Annotated in this window: 1 protein-coding gene; it reads right to left on the reverse strand. The window is 45.5% G+C overall.

Annotation, left to right across the window (positions count from 1 at the left end; all coding sequences use genetic code 11):
* The coding region (gene gspK / locus R8N47_RS28440) for a type II secretion system minor pseudopilin GspK (protein ID WP_318186512.1) at positions 1-517 on the reverse strand (517 nt) is incomplete at both ends.

Raw genomic sequence — 517 nt, forward strand, 5'->3', positions numbered from 1 at the left:
TCTCTATTTGTACTTTGCAAAAGGCTTCGGATACGTACTCGTGAATCATCCACCAACACTTGTGCATCCAATTCGAAGAAGGAGCTATCCACTCCTAAATAGCCTTTGGCGTTTTTCTTTACATCATCGCTCAAGCCAGTTAATTCTGACTCCGCTAGAAATTCGTCTACGCTGTCCCAACCATCGAAGGGACGCTTTTCTATCAGTTGAACCGCATCGCTGCTGCTCAAGTTCGGTGAAAACATAGCGACTAAAATCGGCGCTTGTTCCACCTCTATCGTGTTGACGTTTAAACGCCAATCATCACTTGGGATCGCACATACCAAGGGCTCAATCTTTTGATAAATTTCACCACTCACTTGATATACCGCGCGCAATTCAGTTTTGTCTGCCATCCAACCATTAGCCGCTAAATACGAAGGTTTCATCGATTCGTAGGTGCTGTCTTCCACGCCGGTGGTTGAACGTACTGTGCTGTCTGAATCAATGTATTCCCAAGTGGAATCGGCAATCACTT

Source organism: Vibrio sp. 2132-1 (assembly GCF_033344315.1).